Origin of the sequence: Kitasatospora sp. NPDC094028, from assembly GCF_049543595.1 — a bacterium.
In the GTDB taxonomy this organism is placed as follows: Bacteria; Actinomycetota; Actinomycetes; order Streptomycetales; family Streptomycetaceae; genus Kitasatospora.
The window spans coordinates 1-7,430 of the sequence record NZ_JBMVFA010000075.1 but is presented as its reverse complement, the minus strand read 5'-3'; the positions used below and the strand labels follow the sequence as shown (position 1 = coordinate 7,430).

General features: G+C 70.6%; 6 protein-coding genes. 3 read left to right on the top strand and 3 right to left on the bottom strand.

Features of this window, described 5'->3' with window-relative positions:
- Positions 1-236: 236 nt before the first annotated feature.
- Positions 237-863: a TetR/AcrR family transcriptional regulator gene (locus ACPC54_RS41760; protein ID WP_498972965.1), complete on the bottom strand. Its 627-nt coding sequence runs from the start codon at positions 861-863 to the stop codon at positions 237-239.
- Positions 864-981: 118 nt separating this feature from the next.
- On the opposite strand from ACPC54_RS41760, the gene ACPC54_RS41755 reads away from it, so the two are divergent.
- Positions 982-1,722, top strand: a complete 741-nt coding sequence (locus ACPC54_RS41755; RefSeq protein ID WP_498972963.1) for an SDR family NAD(P)-dependent oxidoreductase — start codon at positions 982-984, stop codon at positions 1,720-1,722.
- A gap of 774 nt (positions 1,723-2,496) precedes the next feature.
- Here ACPC54_RS41755 and ACPC54_RS41750 read toward each other — a convergent pair.
- Entirely contained in the window at positions 2,497-3,474 is a 978-nt protein-coding gene (locus ACPC54_RS41750; RefSeq protein WP_498972961.1) for a M56 family metallopeptidase, read from the bottom strand.
- A gap of 10 nt (positions 3,475-3,484) precedes the next feature.
- Positions 3,485-3,865, bottom strand: coding sequence for a BlaI/MecI/CopY family transcriptional regulator (locus ACPC54_RS41745; protein WP_498972959.1), 381 nt, complete (start codon positions 3,863-3,865; stop codon positions 3,485-3,487).
- A gap of 171 nt (positions 3,866-4,036) precedes the next feature.
- Here ACPC54_RS41745 and ACPC54_RS41740 point away from each other — a divergent pair, with 171 nt between their 5' ends.
- Both ACPC54_RS41740 and ACPC54_RS41735 read left to right on the top strand, forming a co-directional pair.
- Positions 4,037-4,777: an ABC transporter ATP-binding protein gene (locus ACPC54_RS41740; RefSeq protein ID WP_498972967.1), complete on the top strand. Its 741-nt coding sequence runs from the start codon at positions 4,037-4,039 to the stop codon at positions 4,775-4,777.
- Between the two features lie 9 nt (positions 4,778-4,786).
- Positions 4,787-7,339 carry an ABC transporter permease gene (locus tag ACPC54_RS41735; protein ID WP_498972957.1) on the top strand — a complete coding sequence of 851 codons (2,553 nt, stop codon included), beginning with the start codon at positions 4,787-4,789 and terminating at the stop codon, positions 7,337-7,339.
- Positions 7,340-7,430: the final 91 nt, after the last annotated feature.

Below are 7,430 nucleotides of genomic sequence, written 5' to 3'. Positions count from 1 at the left end.
TGGAAGGAGGCGCTGAACCAGTTCTCACTCTTCTTCGAGGACCGGCTCAGCATCCGATAACCACAAGGCACTTACACGAGATCGCTTACACGCCCTGCAGGACCTTTCTCTTGGTGTCGGTCGCTCTGACAGGTCGTTTGGCGTGCGGGTTTCCCGGTTCTCAGGTGTGCGACAGGTGTCGTGGAAGGGCTGGTGCGCGACAGTTGAGAGCCGAGTTGACCTGTGAGGGGTCGAGGTCACCCTTCCTCGATCGCTGCCTCTACCAGAGCCCGTGCGGCCCACGTGATGGCTGCTTGTTCGGCCTGCGGGTCGAGGCCGCGGACGTCGCGCAGGGCGATCTGCGCCTCCCAGCCGACCACCATGGTCAGGGCTGAGATCAGGCGAGCGAAGGACTCCTCCCTCAGGGTGCCGCGCAGCGGTTCGCAGGCCTGCTCCAGCCATTCCACCCTGCGCTGAGTGCGGCGCGGGGTGCCTGGTTCGGCGGTGTCGCCCCCCGGGGGGTCGACCGTCAAGCGGATCAGCCGGCGACCCAGGGGAAGCGACTGCGGCGAGTGCGCGAGCAGTGTCCGTATCAGGGCGTCCACCCGGCTTGCAGCGTCGTCGGCAAGCCCGGGATCGGCCAGGACTGCCTCCACCGGGGGCTCATTGAGCGCACCGGCGGTCGCGTCGATCAGCAGCTGGTCGAGGGCCGGGAAGTACATGTAGATCGTGCGGCGTGACACATCCGCGGCGGCGGCGATGTCGTCGATGGACGGCGTCGCTCCGCCGGCGCTCAGCCGCACTGCCGCGTCGACGATCGCCTTGCGGGTGCGGCGGCGCTGCGCTTCGCGTCCGCCGCGGCGGTTCGGGTCGGCACTGGTCATCGTGCGCTGTCACTCCTCGGATGCGTCGATCACAGTCGCCTTGACGGATGGTTCGCCGCTGAGTATACCTTCATGCAGTCATTGCACATGAGTGCAATAACTGCATGGGAGGGTAAGAATGCACTCGGAACAGACCTCGGTGCTGATCACCGGAGCCAACAAGGGGCTCGGCTTCGAGGCCGCACGGCGGCTGGGCGAACAGGGTTGGACGATCTTCCTCGGCTCCCGCGACGAAGCTCGCGGGCAGGCCGCCGCCGACAAGCTGACCGCTGGCGGCGCGAGCGTGGTCATGGTCCCGCTGGACGTGACCTCGGATGAGTCGGTGGCCAATGCCGTACGGCTCGTGCGCGAGCACACCGACCGGCTGGACGTGCTGATCAACAACGCCGGTACGCCGGGAAGGATCCTCCCGCCGGCGGAGACCACGGCAGACGGAATTCACTCCGTCTACGACACCAATGTGTACGGACCGGTCAGGGTCACGCACGCGTTCCTGCCCCTGCTGCGGGCCGCAGAGCACCCGCGGGTGGTCATGGTGTCCAGCGCCGGCGGCTCCTTCGCCGTCGTGACCGATCCCGATCAGCCCATCTCGAAGATGCCCGAGCTGGCCTACACCTCGTCGAAGGCGGCGCTGAACATGATCGCCGTCCGGTACGCCCAGGCGTTCCCGGAGATCAAATTCAACATCGCCACGCCCGGCGAGGTCGCCAACCACAAGTTCGCCGCCACCGACATGAACAACAACACCGGTCAGCTGACGGTCACCGAGGGCACCGACTCGATCGTCAAGCTCGCGACGCTCGGTGCCGACGGCCCGACCGGGATCTTCATCGACCGCCTCGGCCCCGTGGCCTGGTGAGAGGGGGGCATCATGATGGGCGGGCGGTGGTCCCCTCATGAGGCCCGCCGCCGCCCCGGCTCCGTCCGCGTGCGCGGCCAGCGGTCAGCGGTCAGCGGTCAGCAGCTCACCTGCTCCTGACCGATCCTGACGCTGCGGGAACGCCGTCATGATTCCCTTCAGGACACCGGCATGGACGCGCCTCAGGAAACGGGCCCGCCGGGCAGGAGCCTGCGCGGTGCCTTCGGGTCGCGTGCGGTGCGCTGGACGGTGCCATCGGGGGGACCAGCGCCGCTACGGCGCGGCCCCGGCGGAGCCAGCGGTGCAGGGCGGTACCGGGGGAGGCGGTGACCAGGACACCGCCGCGGTCCTGGACCTCGGCCCGCAGCGCCGGGGTGACGGCTGCGGAAGTGACCAGCGCGAAGCGGCCGGCGGCCAGATCGTCGAAGCGCTGGCCGTCCGGCAGCTGGGCGTTGGGGCACAGACGTCCCGCGAGGCCGCGCCCGAGCCGCCTGCGGTCCACCAGGGTCGAACGGCGCACCGTCCGGTCCCGAGACGGAGGAACTGTCCCGGTCAGTCGCGCAAGCACCCGCGCGGCGCCGTGCGAGAGGCAGGTTGGTCGCCCGCGCCTCGCACGGCGCCGCAGGTCAACCGGATCGGCCGTCCAGTTGCTGTGTCATACCGGCGGAGAGCACTTGTTCCTGGGCCGTCGTCTTCCTGCTGCCGCCCGCTCAACTGCGCCATGTTCAGCCGGTTGCAGCACGACGCCGGACACCACCACGGACGCTGGCAGGGTCAGCCGTGTGCCGCAGCGTGCTTGGCCAGTTCCAGCAGGGTCTCCAGATCGCGCGCGGCTTCGACGGCGCAGAGCACGGTGGCGGCTTCGAGGGCGAGCAGTGCGGCGATCACCCACGTGTGGCGGGGCGGTGCGGGTGCGAGGAGGGCGGTGACCCGGCGGGGGACGGGGCCGAGATCGCTGGGGCGCAGCCGGCTGACGAGGTTGCGGGCTGAGGTCGCGCCGAGGAAGTTGAGGAGGGGCTGCCAGGTACGGGCGCGGGTGCGCCGGGCGGCGAGGGCGGCCTTGCCGATGGTGCGGGCGACCTGCTTGCGATCACCGACCGCGGCAGCGGCGTTCTCGTCGGCCCAGCGCTCCACGGTGTAGGTGACCGTGGTGGCCAGCGGGCGCAGGAACGGGTTGGCTGCGGCGGCGAGCTGGGCGAAGGCGACGAAGAGGTAATGACGGTGGGCGAGGTGGGCGCGTTCGTGGGTGACCAGGATTGCGTGCTCGTGCTCTTCGAGGGCGTCCAGCATGCCGGTGGAGACGACGATGCGCCCGGGCAGTCCGGGGATGGCGTATGCCTCGGCGGCCGGGTCCTCGACCACCACCAGTTGGTCGCGGCCGGGTAGGCAGGCGGCCTCGCCGGCGGCCTGGGTCAGGGTGCGGACCCGGCGCCACAGCATCCGGCCGGCCAGGACGGCCAGCGCGGTGAGCACGGTGCCGGCGAGCACGGCCATGGAGAACGAGGCGGGGTCGTGGAGCTGGGCGGCGCGGGCCGACCAGTGGCCCTGGGCGAGGCGGGCCAGCAGCGGGATGCGGATCAGCCCCGTGACCGCGAGCATGCCGAGCACCGCCGTGCTCGCGGCGGCGAGCACGAGGGCGCCGACCGTCAGCAACCAGGTGGCCTGCCGGGGCGGCAGCTTCTCCCCGACCGGCCGGGCGAGGAGCGCAGCCAGCAGCGGGAAGAGCAGCGGCAGGTAGACGGCGACATGCACCGGGCCGAGCCTACTTTCCGCCGTCCAGGAGCCGGCGCAGGAAGTCCTCGTCGGTGTCGGAGAGCTCGTCGACGAACTGGGCGAGGACGGCCTGGCGGTCGCTGCGTCCGTCCAGCACCTTGCGCATCTGGCGGGCGGCGAGCCCGGACTCGTCGGCGACGGGGGCGTAGGCATAGGCCCGGCCGCGCTTGGCCCGGGACAGGACGCCTTTGTCGTGCAGCCGGCTCATGGCGGTGACCACGGTGGTGTAGGCGAGCTGTCCGTCGAGGCGCTCCAGCACCTCGCCGGGGGTCAGCGCCTCGGGTGCGGCCCGGTGCAGAGCGGCGAGGACGTCGGCTTCGAGCTCGCCCCTGGCCCGGCCCTCGCCCGGGTTGGGTTCGTGTGCGCCCACGGACTTGGTCTCCTCCCACATCATCTTCTACATTGTCGTAGAAATTCTACGTTCCCGTAGAAGTTACTGCCTGCCCAGAAGTCTGCCACGTCCACCCGCAGGAGCGGGCGGTGGGCAGCGCGCCAGGAGGGACGTGCCTTGAGCACAGAAACGGCGGCCGGTGCCCCGCCCATGACGATCGCGGCCCGTGCCGAGGGCCTGACCAAGGCGTACGGCACGGGTGAGACCCGGGTGGTGGCACTGGACACGGTCCAGGTGACCGTCCGGGGCGGGGAGTTCGTCGCGATCATGGGCCCCTCGGGCTCGGGCAAGTCCACCCTGATGCACTGCCTCGCGGGCCTGGACACCGCCAGCGGCGGGCAGATCTTCATCGGTGACACCGAGATCACCGGGCTCAGGGACAAGAAGCTGACCCAGCTGCGCCGGGACAAGATCGGGTTCATCTTCCAGGCGTTCAACCTGCTGCCCACCCTGACGGCGTTGGAGAACATCACGCTGCCGATGGACATCGCCGGCCGCAAGCCCGATCAGGCGTGGGTGGACCAGGTGGTCGCCACGGTCGGTTTGAAGGACCGGCTCAAGCACCGCCCGACCGAGCTGTCCGGCGGCCAGCAGCAGCGCGTCGCGTGCGCGCGTGCGCTGGCCAGTAAGCCGGAGATCATCTTCGCCGACGAGCCCACCGGCAACCTCGACTCCCGCGCCGGCGCCGAGGTGCTGGCGTTCCTGCGGCAGTCCGTGGACACCCTGGGCCAGACGATCGTGATGGTCACCCACGACCCGGTCGCCGCATCCTACGCCGACCGCGTCCTGTTCCTCGCGGACGGGCGGATCGTGGACGAGCTGCCGGAGCCCACCGCGGACACCGTGCTGGACCGGATGCGGCAGTTCGACGGCGCCGGGCGCAGGAGCTGACGGCACCTCATGATCAAGGCAAGCATCCGCAACTTCCTGGCCCACAAGGGCCGGATGGCGCTCTCGACCCTCGCTGTGCTGCTCGGCGTGGCGTTCGTCTCCGGCACGCTGGTGTTCTCCGACACCATCAATGTCGCGTTCACCAGCATCTCCAGCTCGACCGCAGCGGACGTCACGGTGAAGCCGAAGCAGGCGTTCACCCCGGAGGTGGAGGACCGCGGCCTGTCCGGGGAGACCCCGACCCTGCCCGCCTCCGTGGTGGCCGAGGTCGCCGCCGTCCCCGGGGTCAAGGCCGCGCACGGGCAGGTGTCCCTCCAGAACCTCACGGTCGTGGACAAGGACAACAAGCCGGTCGGCCCGACCACCGGCGCCCCGACCACCGGCCAGAACTGGTACGACGACCCGCAGGTCCACTTGGTCCAGGGCCACGCCCCCACCGGGCCCGGTGGGATCGTCCTCGACCAGGCCAGCGCCCGGCACAAGAACATCCGCCTCGGCGATCCGCTGCACATCCTCACCCCCGCCGGCTCCATGCCGGGCACCCTGGTCGGCATCGTCACCTTCACCTCCGGCAACCCCGGGGTGACCATGGCCTACGTCGACACCGCCACCGCGCAGAAGGCCCTGCTCGGCAAGCCCGACCAGTTCACCGGCATCACCGTGGACACCGCCCCCGGCACCAGCCACACCACCGCCCAGGCGGCGATCAAGGCCACCCTCGGCACCGGCTACTCGGTGGCCACCAAGGAGGAGCAGGCCCAGACCGCAGCCCAGCAGATCAGCTCCTTCCTGAGCGTGGTCACGATGGCGCTGCTCGGCTTCGCGGGCCTGGCGGTGCTGGTCGGGATCTTCCTGATCCTCAACACCTTCTCCATGCTGGTCGCCCAGCGCACCCGCGAACTCGGCCTGCTGCGGGCACTCGGGGCCGGGCGCGGGCAGGTGATGCGGGCGGTACTGACCGAGGCGCTGCTGCTCGGCGTCATCGGCTCCACCCTCGGCCTCGGCGCGGGCATCGGCCTGGCCGTCGGCCTCAAGTCGCTGATCTCCGGCTTCGGCGTCGACCTGTCCGGCACCGCGCTGGTCATCAATCCGGTGACCCCAGTGGCGGCTTACGCGGTGGGCGTCCTTGTAACGGTCGTCGCCGCGTACCTGCCCGCCCGCCGAGCGGCCCGGATCTCCCCGATGGCCGCGCTGCGCGAGGCCGCCACCCCGCCCGCGCCCCAGCTCGGCAGGCGCACCGCGCTGGGCGCCGTCCTGCTGGCAGCCGGTCTCGGCCTGCTGTACGGCGCGGCCACCCACCACGCCACCCTCATCACGGCGGCCGGACTGCTCGGCGGCGGCATCGTGGCCTCCCTTGTGGCTTTGGTGGTGCTCGGCCCGGCCCTGTCCCGCGTCGTGGTGTACGGCCTCGGTGCCCCGTTCCCTGCGCTGTTCGGCGCGGCGGGGCGGATGAGCCGGCTGAACGCGGTGCGCAACCCGCGCCGCACGGGTGCCACTGCGGGTGCGCTGACGATCAGCCTCTCCCTGGTCGGTGCCGTCGCCGTGCTCGCGGCCTCGCTCACCATGTCCGTCGACAAGGACGTGGACAACACCTTCGGCGCCGACTACGTGCTCTCCGGCAACGGCGCCACCCCGATCGGCCACGAGGTCACCGCCAAGGTCAAGGCCATCCCCGGCATCGCGGCCGTCACCCGCCAGCGGTACGCCGTCGCACACCTGAACGGCTACCAGCTGGTGCTCTCCGGTATCGATGTCGCCACGGCGGACCAGGCGGTGAAGCCGCAGTACGTCTCGGGCTCGACCGCCGACGTGGCGGCCGGGAAGCTGATGGTCGACCAGACCACTGCCACCGCCGACCACCTCACCATCGGCTCGCAGGTCACGCTCGACTTCCTGAACGGCAACAACGGCACCCTCACCGTCGGTGCGATCTCCACGCCTCCGGCGGGCGCGGGCAAGGACGGTGGCAGCTGGGAGGTCTCCCTCGACACGCTGAACAGGTTCGCGCCCGAGGCTCAGGACTTCACCCTCTACCTCAACGCCGCCGCCGGTGCCGACAAGCAGCAGGTGCAGAACGCCATCGACACGGCTCTGGCCCCGTACCCGCAGGTGACCGTGCAGAGCCAGGCCGACTACAAGAAGTCGATCACCGGCCAGGTCGACACCATCCTCTACCTGGTCTACGCCCTGCTCGCCCTCGCGATCGTCATCGCCGTGCTCGGTGTCATCAACACCCTCGCCCTGTCGGTGATCGAGCGCACCCGCGAGATCGGTCTGCTGCGCGCGGTGGGCACCAGCCGGGGCCAGGTCGGCCGGATGGTCCGCCTGGAGTCGGTCCTGATCGCCGTGCACGGCGCCCTGCTCGGGCTCGGGCTCGGTCTGGCCTGGGGTGTGGCCGGGCAGAAGGTGCTGACCCTGTACGGCATCACCGCGCTCAGCATCCCCTGGGCCACCATCCTCGCGGTCCTGGCAGGCGCGGCCGTGGCCGGCCTGGCCGCCGCGATCCTGCCCGCGATGAAGGCCGCCCGTACCCGCGTGCTGACCGCCATCGCCACGTCCTAGGAGCTGTTGAAGGTTCGGATCTTGGTTGGGCTCGGTTGTGGGCTGGGTGTCTCTGGTAGAACTCGGGGTTGTGGCGCGTTTTGACGTGACG

Excerpts from the sequence above, each read along its gene's own strand:
- ACPC54_RS41740 (WP_498972967.1), top strand. The coding sequence starts at position 4,037 with ATGACGATCGCGGCCCGTGCCGAGGGCCTGACCAAGGCGTACGGCACG.
- ACPC54_RS41735 (WP_498972957.1), top strand. The coding sequence starts at position 4,787 with ATGATCAAGGCAAGCATCCGCAACTTCCTGGCCCACAAGGGCCGGATG.
- ACPC54_RS41760 (WP_498972965.1), bottom strand. The coding sequence starts at position 863 with ATGACCAGTGCCGACCCGAACCGCCGCGGCGGACGCGAAGCGCAGCGC.
- ACPC54_RS41755 (WP_498972963.1), top strand. The coding sequence starts at position 982 with ATGCACTCGGAACAGACCTCGGTGCTGATCACCGGAGCCAACAAGGGG.